General features: G+C 51.2%; 17 protein-coding genes. 11 read left to right on the top strand and 6 right to left on the bottom strand.

Annotated features, from left to right (window positions below):
* Positions 1–71 precede the first annotated feature (71 nt).
* From isdG to EYB31_RS25780, 4 genes are all read right to left on the bottom strand, one after another.
* Entirely contained in the window at positions 72–395 is a 324-nt protein-coding gene (isdG, locus tag EYB31_RS40990) for a heme oxygenase (protein WP_240762861.1), read from the bottom strand.
* Between the two features lie 66 nt (positions 396–461).
* Complete coding sequence (locus EYB31_RS25770; RefSeq protein WP_240762863.1) at positions 462–1271, bottom strand: ABC transporter ATP-binding protein; 810 nt, start codon at positions 1269–1271, stop codon at positions 462–464.
* The gene (locus tag EYB31_RS25775) at positions 1268–2266 is read right to left on the bottom strand and encodes a FecCD family ABC transporter permease (protein WP_131016317.1); all 999 of its coding nucleotides are present in this window, start codon (positions 2264–2266) and stop codon (positions 1268–1270) included. The genes EYB31_RS25770 and EYB31_RS25775 overlap by 4 nt, the downstream gene beginning before the upstream one ends.
* A gap of 2 nt (positions 2267–2268) precedes the next feature.
* Positions 2269–3255, bottom strand: coding sequence for an ABC transporter substrate-binding protein (locus EYB31_RS25780; protein WP_131016318.1), 987 nt, complete (start codon positions 3253–3255; stop codon positions 2269–2271).
* Between the two features lie 493 nt (positions 3256–3748).
* Between EYB31_RS25780 and isdC the strand changes: the two genes are divergently transcribed.
* The 6 genes from isdC to srtB all read left to right on the top strand — a co-directional run bounded on the left by isdC (position 3749) and on the right by srtB (position 12911).
* Positions 3749–4501, top strand: a complete 753-nt coding sequence (isdC, locus tag EYB31_RS25785) for a heme uptake protein IsdC (RefSeq protein ID WP_420819474.1) — start codon at positions 3749–3751, stop codon at positions 4499–4501.
* Between the two features lie 15 nt (positions 4502–4516).
* Positions 4517–9001 (top strand): NEAT domain-containing protein, encoded by a 4485-nt coding sequence (locus EYB31_RS25790; RefSeq protein WP_131016319.1) that lies wholly within the window; start codon positions 4517–4519, stop codon positions 8999–9001.
* 150 nt (positions 9002–9151) lie between these two features.
* Positions 9152–10045: a heme ABC transporter substrate-binding protein IsdE gene (isdE, locus tag EYB31_RS25795; protein ID WP_131016433.1), complete on the top strand. Its 894-nt coding sequence runs from the start codon at positions 9152–9154 to the stop codon at positions 10043–10045.
* A 36-nt stretch (positions 10046–10081) separates the two neighbouring features.
* Positions 10082–11065: a FecCD family ABC transporter permease gene (locus EYB31_RS25800; protein WP_131016320.1), complete on the top strand. Its 984-nt coding sequence runs from the start codon at positions 10082–10084 to the stop codon at positions 11063–11065.
* Positions 11055–11825 carry an ABC transporter ATP-binding protein gene (locus EYB31_RS25805; protein ID WP_131016321.1) on the top strand — a complete coding sequence of 257 codons (771 nt, stop codon included), beginning with the start codon at positions 11055–11057 and terminating at the stop codon, positions 11823–11825. The genes EYB31_RS25800 and EYB31_RS25805 overlap by 11 nt, the downstream gene beginning before the upstream one ends.
* 24 nt (positions 11826–11849) lie before the next feature.
* Positions 11850–12911 carry a class B sortase gene (gene srtB, locus EYB31_RS25810; protein ID WP_240762865.1) on the top strand — a complete coding sequence of 354 codons (1062 nt, stop codon included), beginning with the start codon at positions 11850–11852 and terminating at the stop codon, positions 12909–12911.
* Positions 12912–12961: 50 nt separating this feature from the next.
* Here the strand turns inward: srtB and solA are convergent, their stop codons facing one another.
* Together solA and EYB31_RS25820 are read right to left on the bottom strand one after the other, a co-directional pair.
* Positions 12962–14092, bottom strand: coding sequence for an N-methyl-L-tryptophan oxidase (gene solA / locus EYB31_RS25815; RefSeq protein WP_131016322.1), 1131 nt, complete (start codon positions 14090–14092; stop codon positions 12962–12964).
* The gene (locus tag EYB31_RS25820) at positions 14089–15420 is read right to left on the bottom strand and encodes an L-cysteine desulfidase family protein (RefSeq protein ID WP_240762891.1); all 1332 of its coding nucleotides are present in this window, start codon (positions 15418–15420) and stop codon (positions 14089–14091) included. Before EYB31_RS25820 ends, solA begins: the two co-directional genes overlap by 4 nt.
* Before the next feature lie 221 nt (positions 15421–15641).
* Between EYB31_RS25820 and EYB31_RS25825 the strand changes: the two genes are divergently transcribed.
* From EYB31_RS25825 to EYB31_RS25845, 5 genes are all read left to right on the top strand, one after another.
* A complete protein-coding gene (locus EYB31_RS25825) occupies positions 15642–16826 on the top strand; it encodes an ROK family transcriptional regulator (RefSeq protein WP_131016324.1) in 1185 nt (394 codons plus the stop codon).
* Between the two features lie 58 nt (positions 16827–16884).
* Positions 16885–17985 carry an extracellular solute-binding protein gene (locus EYB31_RS25830; protein WP_131016435.1) on the top strand — a complete coding sequence of 367 codons (1101 nt, stop codon included), beginning with the start codon at positions 16885–16887 and terminating at the stop codon, positions 17983–17985.
* A 189-nt stretch (positions 17986–18174) separates the two neighbouring features.
* The gene (locus EYB31_RS25835) at positions 18175–19293 is read left to right on the top strand and encodes an ABC transporter ATP-binding protein (protein WP_131016325.1); all 1119 of its coding nucleotides are present in this window, start codon (positions 18175–18177) and stop codon (positions 19291–19293) included.
* On the top strand, positions 19294–21015 hold the full coding sequence (locus EYB31_RS25840; protein ID WP_240762867.1) for an ABC transporter permease: 1722 nt from the start codon (positions 19294–19296) through the stop codon (positions 21013–21015).
* A gap of 54 nt (positions 21016–21069) precedes the next feature.
* A complete protein-coding gene (locus EYB31_RS25845) occupies positions 21070–23601 on the top strand; it encodes an NEW3 domain-containing protein (RefSeq protein WP_240762869.1) in 2532 nt (843 codons plus the stop codon).
* Positions 23602–23637: the final 36 nt, after the last annotated feature.

A 23637-nucleotide genomic window follows, 5' to 3' on the forward strand; every position in this document is an offset into this window, starting at 1 on the left:
CCGACAAGTCGACAGCGTACACGTCTTTTTTTGTAATGACGATCCTTCGGATCGGACAGTCGCCGGATAAATTATTGACCAGCGGCTATTGGTTGTCTTACGATTTTGACCTCATAGAAAGAGATCTTATTGGATACGATGTATTCGGGAATTTCTCTGCCATGTTTATGGGATTCTTTGAAGGCGTCGCTGCGTGTCCATGCTTGGAAATCTTCCTTTTTATCCCAGCGGGTAACGACGGTTACTTCATCGTGTTCGCCGGAATTTTCGGTAAGCAGCACTTCCAAGCCCAAAAATCCGGACATTGCTTCCACTTTTCCCACTTTGTCGAAACGCTCGATCAACTGATGTGCATTGCCTTTTGTAATTTGCGAAGTATTTGTAACGATAACCATAGATAATTCCTCCTAATGTGTTTTAGAATATGAAATCAGCGAATGTGAGTCGACTCTAAACTTCCGCTAATCCGCGGTCGCTCGTCTTTGAGGGACTTCGATAGAAGTTTTTCTTATAGGAATAATGAGCGGGTAACCTTCCTCGAATTTCACTTTCGCTTCAATACCGTATACCAGCTTTAAAAACGCCGGGTTTATAATTTCCGCAGGTTTTCCGATTTCCAAAATACGCCCCTGTTTCATAGCGATCATATGATGGCAATAGGTTGCGGCCTGCTGAAGATCGTGCAGCACCATAATAATGGTAAGCCCGTAGTCACGATTGATGTTCTGCAGCATTTCCATAACATCCAACTGATGGGCGATGTCCAAAAACGTGGTCGGCTCATCAAGCAGGATGATGCTGGTTTTCTGCGCCAACGCCATGGCAATACGAGATTTTTGCTGTTCACCTCCCGACAAAGTATGGTACATCCGGTGTTCATGTCTTTTGGTTCCGGTAACAGTCATGGCCCATTCGACAATCGTTTCATCTTCGGCCGTTTGACGGTCAAACATCCGTTTATAAGGAGCGCGTCCGAAGGAGACAAGTTCTTTTACCGTCAGCTCGGGCAGCTGGTTTTTCCATTGGGTCAGCATGGACATCGTTTTGGCGAATTCTAGTGCTTTGTAATCTTTCATCGGTTTGCCATGGATGGATACCTCTCCACGGTCTGCTTGGAGCAGTCGGGAGATGACCTTCAGCAGCGTCGACTTCCCGGAGCCGTTAGGGCCGATAATGGCGGTAATTTTCCCGGCCGGAAAAGACAGGGTGATGTCTTGCAAGCGAAAGGCGCCTACGTTCAATTCAATTTGGCCGGTTTGAACGGCAGTCATGGCTTGATCCCCCGCTTCTTCAGCAAATATAAAAAGAACGGCGCGCCTAATGCGGCGAGCAAAATACCGACCGGAAGCTCAAGCGGATCAAACCACGACCGCGCAATCGTATCGGCAAAAACGACAAGCGATGCCCCGCCCAGGATGGAGAATGGCAGCAAAAAACGGTAATCCTCTCCGGTGATGAGCCGTACCGCATGCGGGACAACAAGCCCCACGAAGCCGATTAACCCGGCGACGCTAACGGCAACCCCGGCCAGAAACGAGGACAGCAAAATAATGAGAAATCGCTGGAGCTCTACGCGCTGCCCGAGCAGTTTAGCCGAATCATCGCCAAGCAGCAGCAGGTTGGCGGGTTTAATCGCAAATACGCATAATATAAGTCCGCCCAGCGCATAGGGAGCCATGTATTCGAAATGATGCCAACTGCGTCCGCTTAAGCCTCCGGCAAGCCAAGGAAGCACCGCTTGCACTCTGTCGCTGTATACGACCATAATTCCGTTCATGACAGCTCCCAGCAAAGCGTTGACGGCGACCCCTGCAAGAATGATTTTTAAAGGGGAAGAACCTTGGTCCCAAGCCAAGAAATAGATGACAAGCGACGTGAGAAAAGAGCCAAGAAAAGCCATAACCGGCAGCAGGTAGCTGTATTCCGGAAAAATGATCATGCAGATGACGGCCGCCAGCCCGCCGCCGGCGGATACGCCAATGATTCCGGGATCGGCCAGCGGATTCTTCATCACGCCTTGAAGAAGTGCGCCGGATGCCGCCAGGCATGCTCCGGTCAATAATCCCACTAGAACCCGTGGAAGCCGCAGGTTCATAATAATTTTCTCATGCACGGGCGAACCACCCGACGTAAATACCGCCCAGATCTCTTTGAGCGAAATAGATACCGAGCCGTAAGCAAGGCCATACAAAGATACGGCAATAAGAAGCAACGGTACGGCAAAAAACATGATTTTTCGTCTGTTATTGCGTTCTGTTCTATCCATGTTCACTTCGCTGCATCAAGCAGCTTCTTCATCAAATCGAGAGCGTCGACCACGTCGGTTCCCGGATTCGTGCCGAACAGGTCGGATGGGAGCACCTCGACATGGTTGTTTTTCACCGCGTCCAAACTGTTCCAGGCCGGATTTTGCTGCATTTCTTTGATGAAGCCTTCCTTAGATTTCTCCGTGTTGCCATGACTCATAATGACAATCAGCTGAGGGTTGGATTTGATAATCTTTTCCGTATTCAGTTGGGCGTATTGCGGATATTGGTCTAATGCCGGATAATCGGCGGCAATATTCACGCCTCCGGCTTTGACAAGAATATCGCCGCTTAACGAATTGTTCAGTGCGGCCATATAAGTGCCGGGTGCTCCGTAAACCATCAAAACCCGCGGTTTGGCCGAACTTTGGCCGGTTTCCGCCGCTTTGATTTTGGCATCGATGGACGCATTCAGCTCGGCGGCTTTATCGCTTTTTTGCAGCATTTGGCCGAACAGCTGAATTTGCTTTTTCACATCGTCGATCGAATTGGCCTGGGTTAGCACCATTTTGGCGCCGATGCTTTCCACTGAAGCGATATCCTTCGTATTCAACGGATTGTTGCCGAGCACGACCTCAGGACTCAAATAGGCCACTTTTTCCAAAATCATGCCGTGTGTGGAACCGACTTGCTCCACTTTTTCCGCCGCTTTCACACTGATCGGTCCCGTAGCTGTAGGTCTGCCGACGAGTTCTCCGCCAAGCGCGTATACAATGTTCATCTCCCCGTTGCTTAATGCTACGATTTTTTGGGGGACGGTATTAAACGAGATTTGACGACCGGCAAAATCGGTGATGGTTACCGCCTTCGAAGAGGATGCCGATCCGGTTGCGGATTGCGCCGCCCCCGCATTAGCAGAAGCAGCTCCGGCGCTATCCGTTGCTGTAGTGCCGCAGCCGGTTGTCATCAAAAATATCGCAGCAAGAAATAGATAGACGTACTTCTTCATGAAGCTCCTCCTGGTTGAATATTCCAAAATAATTGATAATGAATATCATTACTAACTAAAATGATGATAATGAATCTCATTATCGATGTCAATACAATATTTAGAAACTATATCCAGAATTATTTTTTGTTGGATGCTCGAAGGGGATTTTAAGTCACTGGCTTGGTAAAATAAGCTTGACAAATTTCATGGGTGTAAGATAGACTCAAGACGTAATTGTGTTGTTTTATCCTAACATTTACCAGAATGGGAGATGGGGCTGTAAGATTCAATCCGGTGTGAGGTTAAAGCTTGGTGAAGGATTATTTTTTTTGCAAACAGCATGATAATGATTATCATTATTGTCTTGAGGTTGCTGATGTTTGGATAGGTGAATTGTGGCATATTTTTTTTGATCCAAGATGAGAATGATTATCGTTATTGTTGGTTGTTTTCAAGTGAGGACGAATGGAAATGAAAAGAGCTTTGAGAAAATGACGGAGGATCAATAAACGTGAAAACACGCTTAGCAGCTTCAACGGTTGTGCTGATGTTTTTGTTTGCGCTGTTTGCGTTATCCAGTGCGCAGGCGGCAACATTGTCCGATGGCACTTATACGGTCGGTTATACGATCAAGCAGGCGGAGAACGATTCGGCTTCGATGGCTAACGATTACTTCGAGAAGCCTGCAAAGCTGTTTGTCAAGGACGGCAAACAGGAGCTGCAAATTCAAATGAACCATAGCAAATGGATCACGCAATTTAAGGTTCCGGACAACGGCGGGTTTTCCGATGCGGCTGTCGTGAGCAGCGATAGCACGGCCGATACAAGAATCGTCAGATTCAAGCTGAACGACGATTTGTCCAAACCGTTACTTTCGAAAATTCACGTAACCGTGGAGTCCATCGATTACGATCATGACTACACGATTCGTTTTGCCTTTGACGAGAAAAGCCTGAAAAAGGCCGAAGAAAAAGCGGCTCCTGCCGCATCTGAAACGAAACCGGCTGCCGGGGCTGCAGCGAGCGGAGCAAGCAAACCGGAGGCATCGGCGGTAAAAGCGCAAGAGGCGCCGGCACAGAAAACGCAAGTGTCTTCGGCAACCGCAGGCGGAGCGCAAGCATCGGCATCCGCCGGCAAGAGCCAAGCCGCAGCTTTGAACCCGCAAACAGGGGATCCTAGTTCGGCCGCATTGTGGATCATTGTACTGGCGGCATCGGTATTGTGCCTCGGGTACATAACTAAAACAAGAAAGTCTGGAATGTAAAGGAGTGGGAGAATTTTGAACAGGCAATTCAAGAAAATGATGTCCGGCTTGCTCGTATTGTTTATGGTCCTGACAGGAGTGCCCGTTCCGGCGGCAATGGCGGCGGATGGTGATCCCGTTGCAGGCGTAACGGCGGTTACGACATCGGTTTACTCAGGTACAAAGCTGGATCTTACACAAACGATTAGCAATGTATCCAATAGTGTTTACCAGCAAGTATATGGCTATGAAGCAACGATTACGTTTGATTCCAGCAAGTTGGAGTTGACGGGTCTTAGCACGTCGCAAAAGAATTTTAATACTCCGACCAAAACGGAAATTACTCCGGGACAATATAAAATTAACGTGGATTTGAAGAGCGGGTCTTCTCCGGTGACTGTCGGCACGAATGCGGCAAATATTTTACAGCCGACGTTTACGGCTAAGTCTGTATCAACGGCAAGTACAGCAACCGTTTCGTTCAGCGACATCTCGCTGGTTAACCAAAGCGGAGGCAAGCTGAAAGCAAGTGATACTTCCCTTACGTTGAATGTGCTGCCTGCTGTAACATATGATTTGAATCTTCAATCTTGGGACGCAACTAAAGATCAAGCGTATGCAGCAATGGAAAGATATTTAGTGAAACCGGCTAAATTATCTGTGGTTCAAGGTAAAAAAATCGTAACGCTAGCATTGAATTCTGGAGATATTATACCCGATTTTAACGTTGAGCAAAGCGGTGAATTGAGCGCATCGAAAATTGTCAGCTTCGATGAAGTGGCCAAAACGAGAACGTTCCAATTCGAAGTAGATGATTTGTCCAAATTGCTTAATGTGCAGGTACACGTACTCTCTCTGCAACCGGCACACGAAGCCCGGTATAATTTCCGCCTGAAATTCGACGTAGGCAATAACATGCAGTTAAATACGCTTATTACCGAAGCGCAAACCTATTACAATATAACCTCGGAAGGAACGGTGAATGGTCAGGCTGCCGCCGGTTCCAAGGCCGTTTTGCAGACTGCTATCAATGCGGCGAAAACAGTAGCAGACAACGTAGTAGCCACACAGCAGCAAGTGGATCAGGCAACAGTCACGCTACAGGCGGCGCTAGATTCGTTTAACGCTTCCAGAGCGCTGCTTGACGGCGATTATAACATCGGTTTTATGATTTATAAAAAAGGAACCAGCGAGCAATCCGTCATGTACGATTACGTCGATCCTGCGAGTGGCAAGTTAACCGTTCAGGGCGATAAAAAATACGTATCTTTTAAACTAAAGCAAAGTGCGGAAATCAAGTCGTTCAAAACCGAGAAGGCAGGCGTGCTGACGGAGACGGAAACGGTAGATCAGGACACATCCGCCAATACGCGAGTTGTACGTTTTGAAGTAAGCGATCTGCAATCCCGTTCGAATGGATGGGTGAAAATTTATTGGCAGCTGCCCCCTCCTATTGGTTTGTACGATCATGAATACGACGTGGAGATCGGGTTAAGCAATATCCCAGTATTTGATGCTGGCAAAATAAACGATTTGACTTTTGATGTGTGGACTGCCGATAAAACAGCATTATATCCTCAGATGGCCGGTTTCTTTAAGAAGCCCGGCAAAATAATGACTCGGCAGGGGAAAAAAACAGTCGCTCTTACGTTAACTAGCGGAACCTTGATCTCATCTTTGAAAGTTGGACAGAACGGCGTACTGAAAGAAGCAGAAATTGCAAACACCGATACAGTGGCGAATCTTAGAACATTCCAGTTTGAGGTTAATGACTTATCGGATTTCTTTGATGCGCAATTAACTGTCCCTGCGGCAAATCACACTTATACTTTCAGCTTAAAGTTCGACGTAGGTGCTCAGTCGCCGTTGAACATGCTAATCACAAACGCGCAATCGAGGTACAATGTAGCTGTGGAGGGTACTGAGAATGGGCAATACCCTGTCGGTTCCAAAGCAGTGCTCCTTGCAGCGATCAATGCAGCTAAGGTAGTAGCTAGCAACGCGGGTGCTACGCAGCAACAGGTGAATGATGCCACGGCAGCCTTGAAAACGGCGCTTGATACATTTAACGCCTCCGTCATCAATAGCAATACCAGTCCGGGCACAGGAGCAGCAGCAATACCGGATGGTACGTACAACATCGACTATACAATTTTCAAAAAAGATAGCAATGAACGGTCGGTCATGTATGATTATGTCGATAGGTCCAGCGGCAAATTACTCGTGCAGGGCGGCAAAAAATATGTTTCGTTTACGCTTAACAAAAGTGCGGAGATAACCAGTTTCAAAACATCGACAGGAACGGACAGCAGTGGCAACGCCATATTTGTCGAAGCCACAAATTCAGATATTAACACAACTGCAAATACACGTGTTGTGAAATTTGAAGTTAACGATCTGTCGGCAAGGCTTCTCGGAACAGTGAAAATTTATTGGCAGGTGTCTCCGGATTTCCTTTACAACGAACAATATGAGATCGAGCTAGGATTCGGTAGCGTTAATTTGCCAATTACACAGACAGTAAATGCAGGTCAGTACAACTTTGGTTTTACCGCACCTGCTGATGATCCGAGTGCGCCTCCAATCACTAATTTGGTTGATACTACAGGCGGATTGAAGGTGCAGAACGGCAAGCAGACCGTTACCTTCAAGCTAAAAAGCGGTGTATCGGCATCGAAGATCAACCAGTTGAATACGGATGGAACCATTAAAAGAACATTTACTCCGACAGTTACAACGGAAACAGCGGCGAAGAGCCCGGGCCTGGTTAGAGTACTGGCTGCAGGTGATTCCAATATGTCGTTTGATGTAGATGATTTGACAGCAACTTATCAATTATTCTTGATGACTGGCGGCGTGGAATCTTCCTACAGAATGCAGTTCAGCAGCATTTCTCCGACGGGCACAGTTGATTCCGGAAATGGAAACAATGAAAACGGCAACGGAACCGGTGGTACAGGTGGAAGCACAGGCGGAAGCAGCGGTGGTTGCGGTAGCTGCGGCAGTACTACTACCTTCACCGACGGCAAATACACCATGAACTACACCATCATGAAATACGGCACAAGCGAGCCATCCGTCATGCAGGGTTATGTCATCACTCCAGGTTTGCTTTCGGTGGAAAACGGCAAAATGTATTTCTCGCTGACTCTGAAGCAAAGCAAAGAAATTACATCGTTCCAAACGGAAAGCAGCGGATCGCTTACAGAAACTGAAGTGGTCAGCAAAGACGATAAGCAAAATACCCGCGTTGTGAAATTTGAAGTGAAGGACTTGTCTTCCAGATTGAAAGGCTGGGTCAAAATCGATTGGGCGGAAATGAACTATTTCCACTCCTACGATGTGGAAATCTCGTTTGATAAATCCAGCGCTCAAAAGACCAGCTCGGATGCCACACTTGGCGGCGGCGGAGCCGCATCGGCCGTAGCTTCGCTGAAAGATGGCGAATACGATCTCGATTTCAAGACTTTACAGTATAAGAGCAATCTGGATTCGAATTATAATTCGCTTTTTGCACATCCTGCCAAGCTGATTGTTAAGGACAGCAAAAGAACTGTCTCCTTAACGATTAACGACCATAAACGGGTAGACGATTTTAAAATGGAAACGGTCAAACCGATCGAAAATGCAGCTGAGTATGGCATGAAAGTAACATCCGAAACGGTGTTATCTTCCATTGCTGCACAAAGCACAAACGAAGAAGCGAACACCCGTGTCGTGAACTTTGAAGTGAAGGATTTTACGTCACCAATCCATGTGCAGCTTGCGCTGGTTATTCCACCGACCGATGAAGAATTGGCACAACATGAGAAAGCAGTGGAGCAAGCCAAAACAAACGGTGACGGCTACATTCCAACGTTGAAGAAAAATCTTGAAAATGTCGATGTCGATCTGTTGTTTAACATCGATGCTTTAGGCAAAAAGATCGAAGAACAACAAGCAGCAGAGCAAGCTGCAGCCGCTAACGGCGGCGACCAGGGAACTGCTGCTGGCCTCAGCGATATCGGCAATCACTGGGCAAAAGCTTCCATTGAGCAGGCTGTATCGCTTGGTATCGTCAATGGTTACGAAGACGGCACATTCCGTCCGAACGGCGAAGTGACACGTTCCGAGTTTACGGTTATGCTGAACCGGGCTCTGAAGCTGGAAGGCCAAAAAGCCGACTTGACCTTCTCCGATCTAAGCAATGTTCCGGATTGGGTAAAACCATCCTTGGAGCAAGCGGTTGGCGCCGGCATTATCAGCAGCTATGAGGACGGCACATTCCGCGGTGGACAAAACATCTCGCGTGCGGAAATTGCGGTTATGGTGGTCAGAGCGCTTGGTCTGCCGACGGATGCCAATGACAAGCTGATCTTCGCGGATGCGGGTCAAGTTCCACAGTGGGCTTACGCGCAAATTGCAGCAGCTTCCAAGAAAGGTATCATCAACGGAAGAGACAACAATTTGTTTGCGCCGAATGCGAGCGCGACAAGAGCGGAAGCAGTTACTTTAATTTTGGCGCTGCTAGCGAATAAATAACACGCGAAACCAATATGCTTTCATTTAAGCGGGGATGCCGGGAGACCGGCGTCCTCCTCAACTTTTTTGGAGAAGAACAAAGGGAACACTGTATTACGATATTCAGAATGGCCAGCATTGAAAGGGGGAAAAGAACGGATGATAAAATCAATGAGAACGATCGGCGCCGTATTGCTAACCGCCAGCTTGCTAGCTTTATTAGGCTGTACCGCTTCGGGAGAATCAGCGCCCCAGACGGTCGGCACGGAAGCTTCGACAGCTCCGGGCAAGCCTGCTCATAGGATTGTTGCCACAACTGTAGCTGCAACTGAAATTATGGATGCATTGGATGTCGATTTGGTCGGCATACCCAAAAGCTACAAAGTGCTTCCCAAAAGGTACGACGGGATTCCGCAGATCGGTAACCCGATGACGCCCAATATGGAAATTGTCAAATCGCTTGATCCGACCGATGTGCTGTCTGTGACGACATTGGAATATGATTTGGCCCCGGTATTTAAAAACGCGGGGATCGACGCCCAATTTCTGAATCTGACCAGCGTCGATAAAATGAATAACGAAATTATGGCGCTTGGTACGAAATTTGATAAAAAGAAGCAAGCCGAAGCGATCGTTGCCAAATTTAACGATACAATGGCCAAAATCAAGCAGCAAACGGAAGGCAAAAAGCAACCGTCCGTGCTCATCTTGCTGGGCGTGCCGGGAAGTTATTTGGTAGCGACCGACCAATCTTACATCGGCGATTTGGTCCGGCTTGCAGGCGGGAAAAATATCGTGCAAGGCGAGAAAGTCGAATATCTTGCGTCCAACACCGAATATTTGCAGCAAGCCAATCCCGACGTCATTTTGCGGGCAGCACACGGGATGCCTGAAGAAGTAATTAAGATGTTCGACCAGGAGTTTAAGAAAAACGATATTTGGAAGCACTTTGAAGCCGTAAAAAACAACAGGGTATACGATTTGCAGGAAGAGCTGTTTGGCACAACCGGCAATTTGGCCGCCACCGAAGCGCTTGACGCGCTGATGAAAATGCTGTACCCCTAATTTCGCACTTCATTTCGTACACAAAGGAAGTCGGCAATGAACAAAAAATGGATTAGTATGGTCGCGGTTATTATTTTGCTGATCGCACTCATGATTGTATCGGCGACGACCGGCAGCATTAAGGTGAGCAGCCTGGAGTTAATTCAGGGTTTGTTCAGCGGGACCAACAAAAGCGTGCAAATCATCAAAGACCTGCGGATTCCACGGATCATTATCGCGGTATTTGTCGGGGCGGCGCTTGCCGTATCCGGTGTGCTGCTGCAAGCTGTGATGAGAAGCCCGCTTGCCGATGCGGGTGTGATCGGGATCTCTTCAGGAGCGGGCGTGATCTCTTTAGTATTTGTCACATTGTTCCCGAAAATGTTTTTCTGGCTGCCGGTATTTGCATTTCTCGGCGGAGCGCTTGCTTGCTTTCTCGTTTATTCGCTTTCCTGGAAGTCTGGTTTAAGTCCGATTCGGATCATATTGGTCGGTATTGCGGTCAACGCCACGTTTACCGGCTTGGGTCAGTCGTTTAACTACCGGGGCAGTTATGCGGTGACAAGTGTCAATCAGGCGACAACCTCGATTTTTGCGATGAAAACGTGGAATGACGTGCATTCCATGGTACTGTACGGCTCGCTAGGGCTTATTGCCGCCTGGCTGCTCAGTTCGTGGTGCAATCTGCTCGCTTTGCAGGATAAATCAGCGCAAAACTTGGGGCTTAACGTATCTCGTGCCAGGCTTCTCGTATCGGCAGTGGCCGTGGTGCTGGCGGCGGTAGCTACGGCGATCGGCGGTTTGATCGCTTTTGTCGGGCTGCTCATTCCGCATATTGCCCGGATTTTGGTCGGTTCGGATCATAAGCTGCTTATTCCGTTCTCCGCGCTGGCTGGAGCGCTGCTGATGCTGTCGGCCGACACGCTGGGCAGAACGGTGCTGGCTCCTTCGGAAATTCCGGCATCGATCATTATGACCGTAATCGGCGGGCCGTTTCTCATATTTTTACTAAGAAAGAGTGAGCGGGTCCATGGAAATTAATGAGGTAACATTTTCGTACGATAAAAAAACGGATCAGTTGAAATCCGTAAGCAGCACGATCGACATTGGCAAAATCACCACAGTGATTGGTCCCAACGGTTGCGGCAAATCGACACTGCTGGGTGTCATGTCGAACAATTTTGCCCCAAGCAAGGGGCAGATCGTGCTCGACGGCAAAGCGATTCATATGTATAAACCGAAGGAGCTTGCCCGAAAATTGGCGGTGGTGCACCAGCATAACGATGCGCCGTCCGATTTGACCGTGGAGAAATTGGTCGGATTTGGCCGGATGCCGCATAAAAGCATGTTTAAGCCCGGCGGCGACGAAGATGAAGCGGCTATTGAGCAGGCTTTATCACGCACTAATTTGCTGGGTAAAAGGAAATTAACCATAGATCAATTATCAGGCGGAGAGCGGCAAAGGGTATGGATTGCTATGTCGCTTGCTCAAAGCACGCCGTTTTTATTTTTGGATGAGCCAACGACCTATCTTGACATATATTACCAGTTCGAAGTGTTGGAATTGATTAAGAGCCTGAACAGCCTGTACGGTCTGACCATTGTGATGGTGCTGCACGATATTAATCAGGCGATTCGTTACAGCGATAGTCTTATCGTGATGAAAAACGGGGAAATTGTCATGAAAGGTGCTCCCGGAGATATTGTAACGGAAGCCGTAGTGAAACAAATATACGGTGTAGATGCCGTGGTCAGGCAGGATCGGGAGGCGGGGCTGTACATCGTCCCTGTAGGCATATAAAGTAGGCAATAAGAAGGTGTGTCCATGAACAAACAAACCGTAATATTCAAATCAGGGATCCATTCGGTGATTGCCCGCAGGCTGCTTATTGTCATATGCCTGGGGGCTTTTGGTTTGTCTGTATGGAAGCTCGCGGTTATGGCCGCAGGGAGCTACGAGGTTCGCAAAGATGCGGCGGAGGCACGGCAATTGTATTACGGTGCGGAAAATGCAGGAACGGCGGCATTGGCCGTATCGGCCGGGCAAACGGATTCCGTGGCGTTCTCGTCCGGCAAGAGCCAATTAGCGGCGGAATCGGATTCCAGCACCGGGCGGGAATCCGTCGGAATGCGGTCCGGTGAGGCTGGCGCGGACAGGGCCGCAGCTCCTGACATAACCGATAGCGTTGGCGCTGAACGTGCCGCGGCGGTTCCGGATATTGCCGAGCGTTTAGGCGCTGGGCGCGCTGCCTCCTCGGACATTGCCGGCATGCTGCCTGCTGGAGCGTCTTTGCCGAGTCAACTGCAGCTTCCGTTCCCGGTGATCCGCGACTCGTTCCGCGGGCTGCTTGCCCTGAATCCGGACATTGTCGGCTGGGTGAAGGTGGGCGATACATCCATCGACTATCCTGTGCTGCAAGCGGCAGACAATGAATATTATTTGCACCGCAGCTATAAGCGGGAGGAATCGGATGCGGGCAGCATTTTTATGGATTTTCGCAATAAGCCGCTTGAGGCCGAACGGAATACGATCTTGTATGGTCATCGGATGAAAAACGGGACGATGTTCGGAGATTTAAAAAAATATATGGAACGCGATTTTTTTGAAAAACACCGCACATTTCGATACGATACGTTGTCGGCAAGCTACGATGTGGATATTTTCTCTGTATATACAACGACAGCCGACGTCAATTACATTGAAACGGAATTTGCCGATGCCGCGGAATTCACCCTTTTTTTACAGCAAATCCGTGAACGCTCTCTTTATAAGACAGATATGGAGCATGGTGCCGGGGATCGGATTATTACGTTGTCCACTTGCGATTATACGCTGGATCCGAAGGCAGGCAGGCTTGTGGTCCACGGAAAGCTGACCAGACGGTAGTCTAAATCCCGAGCACGCCTCCCGGTGTCACATATGGTACTCGCTCACCATCAAACAAACCGCGACAACGAAAACGGCGATATGTCCAGCTTGCTCGCTCCGTTCACAACCAACTCGCTTAGTACCTCGCCGACCACGCTGCCAAACTTGAAGCCGTGGCCGGAAAAACCGCATGCCAGCTTCACGTGAGGATATTCCGGGTGATGGTCGATGATAAAATGCTCGTCCGGCGTCATCGTGTAGATGCATACTTTTCCCGCCAAAATCCGCCGCGCGGCTTGCGGCATGAATTTCTCCATAAACGCGGTGACATCCCCGCGATCCTCGGGATAACCGCCAAATTCCCGGTTCATCGTATCCGGATCGATTTCTTGACCTCCATCGTGTCTGCCTACCTTGATTCCACTGCCCCCAATGCTGGGGAAGCCGTAATAAAATTGTCCCGCATCGGAGCAAATAAACGCCGGAAATACGCTTTGATCGTACAGAGCTTCCTCCGCTTCAAACCAAGCGACCGTTTTACGGAGCGGCTGCAGCGGCAGTGACAATCCGCTCATCAGCTTGCCCGTCCAAGCGCCTGCGCTCACGATAAGCTGGTCAGCCCGGAAAAGGCCCTCCGATGTACGCACCGAACACCCGTCCGGGTGAAGCTCTACCGCTTCCACCGCCGCCTGTTTAAATTCCGCTGCCGGTGAAGCCAGCGCCATTTCCAGGCTGGTGCGGACGCACTGCTCGCTGAACAATACGCCGGCTCCTTGTTCCCAGCCGCCGACCACATCGTCCGGGACGCCGATTCCCGGCCAGCGTTTCCTGATTTCTTCTGCGGCAAGCAGCTCGTAAGACAGGCCAAACCGGGAGGCACTTTTGATCCCCTCTTTAATCAGGTTCGTGTCCGGTCTTCCGAAGCTGAGCACGCCGGTTTGGGCAAACAGCTTGGCGCCGCTTTCCTCCGACATGTCCCGCCACAATTCGTATGCGCGCCGAATCAGCGGTACATACATCTCGCCGTCGCCGTATGCGAAACGGATGATCCGGGTGTCTCCGTGGTGGCTCCCCCGGTCGTGCGGAGGCAGATGCGCATCCAGCATCAGCGTCCGTATCCCTTGCTTGGCGAGAAAATAAGCGGCCGTGCTTCCCATTGTGCCAGCGCCGACAATAATGACATCATAACTCCGATTCATTCGATCCCCTCCTTTGGTTCAACGGACAACCCGTATGGTTTTGTTTTCAAAAAGCTGCCGTTAATCATCTGCAGCACGACCGGGTCGAGCCGGTTCATTTCAGTAAAAACGCCCGCGACATGGCGAATCGTCTCGTCGACGTCATCCGACACGATGCCGTCGGATGAGGTGGCAATGGCGCCTTGAAGCGCAAGCAGCGCCGAATAATAAGCTTCCACGGCGGTGGAGCTGACTTTGAAGGAGCAGCCGTAGTTGGCGCCGTCGCAGATGATGCCGGTTGGTCCGGCGGCGATGTTTTTCGTCGCTCCAGCCATTTGGGGCAAGCTGCCTCCAAGCATCCAGACAATCGCCGGACTGGTGCCCATCGCCACGAGAATGCTGCCGCAGGAGGAGGTTAATCTTCCGGTCAGCTGCTTCATGTAAATATGAATCAGGTTGGCCAGCGCCGCCCCTCTTTGCAGCGTTTCCTGCGGCAATCCGTGCTGCTCGCTGACCACCCACAACGGCACGGTTGCGCCGAGACCCAGGTTGCCGCTTCCCGCGCTCGACATGACCGGCAGGGGGCAGCCGCCCATTCTTGCATCGACCCCCGCGGAGGTGAGGATTTTGATTTTCATGCCAAGATCTTCGGAAGCACCGTACTGCGGAAACAGTTTGGCAAACGCCTGGCTGATTTTCAGTCCCCGCGGCTGCCGCAGACCTTCCAGGATGAAAGTTTTATTTGTCTCGATGCCCTCGTGAACAAAATCAATATCCTCCAAAGCGACCGTTTCCGCAAAACAAACCAGATCCTCCAGCTTGTACCCCAGAGACAGCAGCGTTTCATCGGCTTCTTCTGGACGGGTATAGATCATCTGGCCGTCCACTGCAATGCGGCAGACGCGAAGATAGTCCCGCCTCACAGTAACCTCGGCCGTCCCGCCATCTTTTGCCGTAATGCGGGCCTTAATAGTCAATTCCGTATCCGTGCGGCTCTCGCGTACTTCCACTTGCTGTTGTGCAACGGTCAATTCTGCCAGCCGGACCTGCTCGCCGGTTAGACCGTGAAATATTTCAAAACCCGCCTTCGATTGCCCCATCACATAACCTAATGCGGCAGCGAGCGGAATGCCTTTTCCGGTTGTGCCGGGAATATCGACGTTATATCCATTTTTAAAAATGTTCGGGCTGAGCTCTAGCTCGATCTTATCTAGATTTTGTACATCCCTGGACGGCAGCTGTTCTGCGGCCAGTGCAACCGCCGATGCAATCGCTGCCGGGTCCGTGCAGCCCGTAGCCAATTTAAATTCAGCTTTCAGCAAATCAAGCAGAAGCTTCTGTTTTTGCATCAAACGACCACAACCTTTCGCTTAGCGGCATAGCGCCGGTGAATGAGAAAATGGATGGAGTATATTATGAGTTGTAATGCAAGTGGGAACGGCATGTCAAGAAAATTATATAAAGTAAAAAAATGTAAAGTTAAATATTGACAAATTTTCGAGTCGGGCTGTAATATATTTACAAACACTTTGTTAGTTCGATTAACTAATGAAGGCGGTGATCCAAGTCGTTGTTATCGCGAACCCGAACAGGCAGCACTAAGTTTGTGAAGCAATTAAACCGTAAGGACATTCTGCAGCTGCTTAAGCAAAAAAGCATGTCCCGCGCCGATCTGGCGAAGGAGACGCGGTTAAGCCGGCCTTGCATCTCCGCTTTGGTCGATGAAATGATCCAAGAGGGCTGGATTTACGAGGCGGGAATCGGCCAGTCCCGAGGCGGTCGCAAACCGATCCTGCTCGACTTCAATTCGCAGGCGTTTGCGGTGGCGGGTGCCATCTTCGAAGGCAGCGAGCTGCAGCTGGCGATCGCCGATTTGAAAGGCAGCATTTTGGCGCGTTACCGCACTCATCTGGCTCAGCCGAATTGCGGGGAAACGGCGCTGCAGGAGCTGGAGAGCGGACTAAAAGTTCTGCTTAAGGACAGCGGCACCGATAAAAACAAGCTGCTTGGTATCGGCGTTGGCTTGCCCGGCATTACCCAGCGCCGCAGCGGTACGATCAGCTACGCTCCCAGTACGGGCTGGATGGGACTGCCCGTACAGAAGGAAATTGAGGAACGGCTTGGTCTTCCGGTCATCATCGATAACGATGTCAATATGATGGCGTTAGGCGAATATTACGAAGGCGTCGGCGCCGCTTTTTCCAATCTGGTCTACATGTATGTCGGGACCGGGATCGGGGCGGGCATCGTGCTTGACGGCCAGTTGTACAGAGGCAGCACGGAGGCGGCGGGCGAGATCGGTTATATGATGATCGGCGCGTTCGGCAGCCGGCAATTCGGGGACTATGGCGTGTTCGAGCAAAATTATGCGCTCCCCGGCATTTTTCAGAAAACGAAGAAGATATATGGCGACGGTGTCGTCGACGAATCCGAGAGTGCGGTAAAACAGCTCGCCGTCCGGGCAAGGAACGGGGATAATAAGGCTGAAGCGCTGCTTAAAGACATATTCAAACATTGGACCTTCGGTATCGCGAATGTGCTCAGTGTGCTTAACCCCGAGCTGCTTATTTTAAGCGGCGAAATGATACATATTCACGAGGAAGGCTTGCAGGAGATGATGGGGCAGCTGGCGTCATGGGTGCCTGTCGTGCCAAACATCAGAAAGGCTTCGCTTGGGCAACAAGCGGGAATTGTCGGAGCTGTGCACTGTGTGCTGGAATCGGTGTCCGATCAAATGCCGCTCACTATAATTTAGGAGGAATTTTGTGAGAACGAAGGGGAAAGCAAGAAAAACGTTGTTTGCAAGCGTCCTGATGACATTGGCATTAACCGTGTCCGCGTGCGGCGGCGGGAGCGCGCCCGCAGCCCAGCCTGCACCTGTGCCCGCACCGGCCAAAACACCCGATGCGCCGAAACCGGCTGAGACGGCCAAACCTGCGGAAGCTCCGAAACCTGCCGAAAAGCAGAAGCTTGTGCTGTACACAGGCCGGGACAACAGCGTAACCGACGTTGTCATGCCGAAGTTCAAAGAAAAGTATCCGAACATCGACGTCGAAATCGTACTGCTTGGCGCGCAGCAAATTTTGGAGCGGGTGCGTGCGGAAAAAACGAATCCGCAGGGCGATTTCTGGTGGGGCGGCACCAGCGCGGCTTTGAGTACGGCGGCGGAGGAGGGATTGCTGGATACGGTGAAGCCCGCTTTTGGCGACAAGATTCCGGCGCAATACAAGGACGCCAAAGACCGCTGGTACGGCGAGATGCTGCTTCCCGAAGTCATTATGTATAATACCGAAGCGGTCAAAAAAGAAGATGCCCCAAAAGATTGGGACGACGTCATCGATCCAAAATACAAAAACAAAATCATCATCCGCGACGTGCTCCCCTCCGGCACGATGAGAACGATTTATGGAGCGATGATTTTCCGTCAAAGCCCGACCGATTTCAAAAAAGGCTACGATTGGTTGTTGAAACTGGACGCCAACACCAAGGAGTACGCCGCCGATCCGACCGCGATGCTGCTGAAGCTGGCCCGTCAGGAGGGCACTATCGGCTTGTGGAACCTGCAGGACGTGATGTTCCAGAAGGTGAACAAAAAGCTGCCGCTCGATTTTGTTTATCCGGCCAGCGGAGCACCGATTCTTGTCGATGGCGTCGGCGTGATCAAAGGGGCCAAAAATAAAGATGCCGCCGTGAAGTTTTATGACTTCCTGTTCGAGCCGAAGCTGCGGGCCGAGCTTGCGGAAACGTTGTTCCAAATCCCGACCCGCGAAGACATCAGCAAAGATACGCTGCCTTCGTGGCTGAAGGGGCTGGATCTGAAGCCGCTGCCGCTTGATTGGAACGTCATGACCGCCAAGGATAAGGAATGGATGGAATATTGGGATCAGAACATCAAGGGCAAAGGCAAGAAATAAGGCGAATACGAGGCGGAGTAGAAGTTCTTACTCCGCCTTGCTGCAAATAGGATTCATGCTTACGAAGTGAACTTTGCAAAGCAAAGTTCTTAGGTCGATGCTTACTAAGTGAACTTTGCTGAAGCAAAGTTCTTAGGTCCAGCTTACGAAGTGAACTTTGCTAAAGCAAAGTTCTTAGGAGGGTCCAAGTTGATCGATGTTACATTAAGCCGCATTAGCAAACAGTTCGGCAAGGTGAACGGCGTTGAGGAGGTGGACATCCGCATCCGGCCGGGGGAGTTTTTTACGCTGCTGGGTCCGAGCGGCTGCGGCAAAACGACGACGCTGCGTATGATCGCGGGATTTTATTACCCCAGCTCGGGCCGTATTTTGTTCGGCGACAGAGACGTCACTTATCTTCCGCCCCATAAACGAAACACCGGCATGGTATTTCAAAATTACGCCTTATTTCCGCACATGACCGTTTTTGAAAATGTCGCCTTTGGGCTGCAAGTGCGCAAAAAAGACAAAACGTTTATTAAAGACAAGGTGGAGCAGGCTTTAAAGCAGGTGCATCTGCAAGGCTACGGCAGCCGCAGAATCGACCAGCTGTCGGGCGGCCAGCAGCAGCGTGTGGCGTTGGCCAGGGCGCTGGTGATCGAACCGAGCATTTTGCTGCTTGATGAGCCTTTGTCCAACCTCGACGCAAAGCTGCGGGAGGAAACCCGTCTGGAAATCAAAAAGCTGCAGCTGGAGCTTGGCATCACCACGATTTATGTGACCCACGACCAAGCGGAGGCTATGGCGATGTCCGACCGCATTATGGTCATGCAGGGCGGCGCGGTGCAGCAGCTCGGGAGCCCGCAGGACATCTACAACCGTCCGGCCAACCGGTTTGTCGCGTCGTTTATCGGCGAGACCAACTTGTGGGACGGCCGTGTGGAAAAAGTCGAAAACAACGAGGTGTATGTCCGGATCACCGACGATCTGCTCGTTTGCGGCTTAGCCCGCAATGCGTCTTCCGACTGCAGCCTGGCCCCGGGCAGCGCGGTGACCGTATCGATTCGGCCCGAATCCGTCGTGGAAGCGGGAGGGGAAACGTTCAGCGAACCGAACGGAGCGCTTTCTGGCGATAATAACCGCGTCACCGGCACGGTCGTCATCTCCGAATTTGTAGGCGCCAGCGTCAATTACGTGACGGAGGTCGGAGAGCAGCCGCTGAAAGCGATGTTTGTCAATCAAAGCCACCGATTGCGCGAACGCGGAGAGAAGATCGCCTTTCATATTCCGAAGGAACAGCTTTATTTTGTAGGACATGGGGGATTGTGAGTGAAAACAGAACTTGGTCTGCCCAGCCGCCGTCCTTTCTCCGCCGTCTCGTCCCGGTATTTCGTTTATGTGCTTGTGCTGCCGTTATTTCTCATCTTGCTTGGTTACGTCATTTATCCGTTTTATCATATATTTCTGGAAAGCTTTTATGTCAAAGAACAATTTACGCTGGCGGGGTACAACAAATTTTTTGATCTTGCGCATCCGGCCAATCTGGAGGCGCTCTGGACGAGCGTGTACATCTCCGTCAGCAGTGTGGTGCTGAGCGGCATCGTGGGCGTATCGCTGGCGCTGCTGCTGGAACGCTACAACTTCCCGGGCAGAAGCATATTGACCGTGCTGGCGATGGTGCCGCTTGCCCTGCCGCCGCTGATCGGCGTATATTCGTTTTCGTTTCTGTTTGCGGAAAGCGGCATTATTCCGAGGACGTTGAAGCTGTGGTTTCATCTGCAGGAGGTCCCGTTTGCCTTAAAAGGCATTTGGGGCGTGCTGATGGTGCACACCTTTACGATGTATCCCTACTTTTATATGACGGTATCGGCTGCGGCCAAAGGTCTCGACCCTTCGCTGGAGGAAGCCGCTTCCAGTCTCGGAGCGGGCCGGCTGTACGTGTGGCGCAGAGTCATTTTGCCGATGCTGACTCCGGCGATGATTGCTTCGTCGCTGCTGGTGTTTATGGTGTCGATGGCGTCATACACCGCTCCGCTCATTTTTGGCATTCAGCGAACGATGACGATGCAAATTTATTTATCGCGAACCAACGGCAATCTCGACATGGCGGCCGTACAGTCGACGATCTTATCGGCCGTTTCGATTTTGTTTCTGCTTATTATGAAATGGTATCAGAGCCGGCGCAGCTACCAGAACTTAAGCAAAGGCGTCGGCGTGCACCGGACCGAGGTAAGCAGCGCATTCGCCAAATACGCGGCCATCGTGCTGTCGGTGCTGATGATTATTATTTTGATGCTGCCGCTGCTGGTGATTATTCTGCTTTCGTTTGGTGTGGATAACGCCTGGACGGTGCAAATTTTGCCGCCGAAATATACGCTGAGCCATTACACCGATTTGTTCACGAACAGCAAAACGTGGCGGCCGATCGGCAACAGCTTGAAGATGAGCGCAATCGCAACGACGGGACTCATTATATTTGGCGTGGCGGCGGCGTATGCTTCCGTTCGTTTGAAGTTTAGAGGAAGATTTCTGCTGGACTTATTGATTATGCTGCCATGGGCGCTGCCTGGAACGGTGGTGGCGGTAAGCTTGATCTCGGCGTTCAGCTTGCCTTCGCTGTTTAGCTTTAATCAAGTGCTGATCGGCACGTTCTGGATTATTCCGCTGGCGTATTTCGTCAGGGACCTGCCGCTTGTTTTCCGCTCGACATCGGCCATGCTGATGCAGACCGATCCATCCGTGGAGGAGGCTGCCCGCAATTTGGGGGCTTCGTGGTGGTACAGCTTCCGGCGGGTCGTATTTCCGATGGCGTTTAACGGCGTCCTGGCCGGCGCGCTGCTTGCGTTTGTTCAGGGCATCGGAGAGTTCGTCGCTTCGATCCTGCTTTACAACAGCCAAACCACCCCATTGTCCGTGGCGATCTATCAGCGCATCTATGCTTCGGAATTCGGGACGGCCTGCGCTTACGGCGTGCTGCAGATGGTCACGATCATTATTGTTTTGTTCATATCGCAAAAAATTACCGGCAGCCAGACCGGCACCATTGTGTAATTTGCGCATTTTGTAAAGTAAGGGCAACTTTGATGGTAGAGGGGACTTTCGTTTATGAACCAAGGCAGGGTAAAGCCAGCCGTTTCCATGGATAAAAACGATGCAGAGGTCGGTTTGTCGGCAGCAAAAATGATCAACTCCCGGTACGGCATCGTGGATTTGTGGAAATCGATATTTCCGCTGTCTACCGTTTCCAGCGTGATGAATACCGGAGCCCATCCCGACGACGAGCACAGCGATACGCTTGCTTTTTATTCGCTGGGACGGGGGGCCGATACGTACAGCCTGATCGCAACACGCGGGGAAGGCGGGCAAAACGAGATTGGCGGCGAACTCGGCGATGCGCTGGGCGTCATCCGCACCCGCGAGCTGCAGCAGGCATCGGCGGTGCTCAATGTGACGCTCCGCTTGTTAAGCGAACAGATCGGGGACCCGATCTGCGACTTCGGTTTCTCCAAATGCGCTCAAGAAACGTTTGACAAATGGGGCGAGCGGGTCGTTTACGAACGTTTGATCCGGCATATTCGCATCACCCGCCCGGACGTCGTGTTTACGACATTTCTTAACGAACCGACGACACACGGGCACCATCGGGCGATGACGATATTGACGCTGCGGGCGTTTCACGACGCGGCCGACCCGGCGGTGTTTCCGGCCCATTACCGGGCCGGTCTCCGGCCGTGGCAGATCAAAAAGATGTACGTCCCGGCAGACGAAAACGACTATACTGTGTTTGTGCCGACAGGGGAATATAACGAGATTTACGGCGCTTCTTACGTACAGCTGGGTGAGCAGTCGCGTTTTTTGCATAAAAGCCAAGGCATGGGTTGGCATGTGGAGGAAGGGCCAAACAACAATTATTACAAACTGCAATTATCCACTACGCCAATCGTTTTAAAAGAAGAAGACTTTTTTACCGGCATCGCCGTTACATTCGAAGATTTGGCCGGGGAGATCGACAAGCTTGGCGGTGCCAGACAAGTTGTTCGGGGCTTGCGGCGCATTCACGGCAATGTGAAGCGACTGCTCGCTCAATATCCGCATTTTTCCAAGGTGGCGTTTGAAATTCAGCGGATGAAAACCAATGTGTGTGCCTCCTTGTCCGATATCGCTCACTCCCGGCTCAGCGAAGCCGTGAAGGCGGATCTTCTGCACAGGCTGCAGGTAAAACTGAAGCAGCTGGAGACGGCCGGAGCGGAAGCCTTATCGCTGATCGCCAAGGTGAAACCCGGCTCGAACGAGCTGGTACGCGGACAGACGACCCAAGTGACGGTGACCTGCTTTAACGGCGGCATCGTGCCTGTCCAGCATGTGCGCGTCAAGCTGAATGCTCCCGCGGGATGGGAAGTGGCGGCGACAGGCGAAACCGGTTTTGACAAACTGGTCTATAATGAGACGAGATCGGCGGAATATACGGTTAAGGTGCCTGACGACGCTGCTTATTTCGATCCGTACGCGGAGCCGGTCATTACGGCGGATATCGAATATGAAGCTTTTGATACACTAGGCAGCATTCGTATCGAACCGGCTCAGGCGATTGCCGTTATCCCGGCGTTTTCCGTCTGTTTGCAGCCGCCTTCGATGATTCTTAACACGCTGCAGCCGGCCGGACCGATTCCGGTGAAAGTAACGGTGCGGGGTGATCATCCGGAAGCGTGCGACGCCAATGTGTCGCTGCTTGTACCTGCCGGCTGGAAGACGGAACCGAAGACGCATACGTTAGATTTTACATTTAAGGGTGAAACAAAGGCGGTGTCGTTTGACGTGCATCCGTCATCCGAATTGACGAACGGGAGCTATCAGCTTTCCGTCATCGCCTGGAACGACAAGATGGAAAGCATCTGCAGAACGCAGGTGATCCAATACCCGCATATTGGCAGAAGTTATTGGATTCAGCAATCCGGGCTGCGGATCCAAGCGTTTGATCTGAAAATTCGGGAGAAGCTCAAAGTCGGGTACGTATCCAGCGGTTTTGACCGGATTGACGAATATTTGGAGCTGATCGGCGTCGATGTAACGAAGCTGGAGGAAAAAGATATTCAATTCGGCGATTTGTCCGAATATGATACGATTGTGCTGGGCATTCGCGCTTATGCGTTCCGCCCGGAGCTGACTTTGTGCAATGAGCGGCTGCTTCGATATGTGGAAAACGGCGGCAACCTGGTCGTTCAATACCATAAGCCGGAGGATAATTGGAAGCCGGAGCTGGCACCTTATCCGATTGAAATCAGAGAGCCGTTTATCGAATGGCGCGTCACCGACGAACATTCCGAGGTGCGCGTATTGGCTCCGGATCACAGTATGTTTCATGATCCGAATCACATTACGAAAGCCGATTGGGACCATTGGATTCAGGAACGCGCCATTTATATCCCTTGCGCTTGGAGCGAGCGGTATACGCCTTTGATCTCTACGGGCGACGCGGGCGAGCAGCCGTTTGACGGAATTTTTCTGACCGCGCGTTTCGGTCGGGGTGTCTACACCTACAGCACGCTGGTGTGGTATAGGGAAATTCCGAATTTGGTCCCGGGCGCGATCCGGATGTTCGCCAATATGATCAGTCAGACGGCGGCGGAAGGCCGGTGAAGCCGATTCCGCGGAGCGAAGAAAAGAAGAGCGTCG

Source organism: Paenibacillus thalictri (assembly GCF_004307995.1).
Classification (GTDB): Bacteria; Bacillota; Bacilli; order Paenibacillales; family NBRC-103111; genus Paenibacillus_AF; species Paenibacillus_AF thalictri.

Bases quoted from the DNA above. Each gene is read 5' to 3' on its own strand.
- EYB31_RS25780 (WP_131016318.1), bottom strand. From the start codon at position 3,255: ATGAAGAAGTACGTCTATCTATTTCTTGCTGCGATATTTTTGATGACA.
- EYB31_RS25805 (WP_131016321.1), top strand. From the start codon at position 11,055: ATGGAAATTAATGAGGTAACATTTTCGTACGATAAAAAAACGGATCAG.
- EYB31_RS25845 (WP_240762869.1), top strand. From the start codon at position 21,070: ATGAACCAAGGCAGGGTAAAGCCAGCCGTTTCCATGGATAAAAACGAT.
- srtB (WP_240762865.1), top strand. From the start codon at position 11,850: ATGAACAAACAAACCGTAATATTCAAATCAGGGATCCATTCGGTGATT.
- solA (WP_131016322.1), bottom strand. From the start codon at position 14,092: ATGAATCGGAGTTATGATGTCATTATTGTCGGCGCTGGCACAATGGGA.
- EYB31_RS25820 (WP_240762891.1), bottom strand. From the start codon at position 15,420: ATGCAAAAACAGAAGCTTCTGCTTGATTTGCTGAAAGCTGAATTTAAA.
- EYB31_RS25770 (WP_240762863.1), bottom strand. From the start codon at position 1,271: ATGACTGCCGTTCAAACCGGCCAAATTGAATTGAACGTAGGCGCCTTT.
- isdE (WP_131016433.1), top strand. From the start codon at position 9,152: ATGAGAACGATCGGCGCCGTATTGCTAACCGCCAGCTTGCTAGCTTTA.
- EYB31_RS25800 (WP_131016320.1), top strand. From the start codon at position 10,082: ATGAACAAAAAATGGATTAGTATGGTCGCGGTTATTATTTTGCTGATC.
- isdG (WP_240762861.1), bottom strand. From the start codon at position 395: ATGGTTATCGTTACAAATACTTCGCAAATTACAAAAGGCAATGCACAT.
- EYB31_RS25830 (WP_131016435.1), top strand. From the start codon at position 16,885: ATGACATTGGCATTAACCGTGTCCGCGTGCGGCGGCGGGAGCGCGCCC.
- EYB31_RS25775 (WP_131016317.1), bottom strand. From the start codon at position 2,266: ATGGATAGAACAGAACGCAATAACAGACGAAAAATCATGTTTTTTGCC.